1 pseudogene is annotated in these 232 nt (G+C 65.1%); it reads right to left on the reverse strand.

Annotation, left to right across the window (positions count from 1 at the left end):
* Window positions 1-154, reverse strand: a pseudogene (locus SB753_RS41960) (TauD/TfdA family dioxygenase); the annotation flags it as partial.
* Window positions 155-232 lie beyond the last annotated feature (78 nt).

Raw genomic sequence — 232 nt, forward strand, 5'->3', positions numbered from 1 at the left:
GGGCAAGCGGCTTGCTCAGATCGAGGCCGAGCACTTCGGCGCCGAGCGGGCCGTCGAAAGCGCGAATCTCGATGGGCTGACCGGCAATGGCGCCGCCGGCGGCGTGGGAATCGTGAGAATGCTGGGCGGCGGTGGAAGCAAAGGCTGTCGTCACGGGAAACTCTTCGTCGTATCGGGTCGCAGTCAGATGAATGTACCGGCGCGCGCACCCGACGACAACGAAGCAAATCCG

The sequence above is a fragment of the Paraburkholderia sp. SIMBA_053 genome (assembly GCF_046534895.1).
Lineage (GTDB): Bacteria > Pseudomonadota > Gammaproteobacteria > Burkholderiales > Burkholderiaceae > Paraburkholderia > Paraburkholderia caledonica.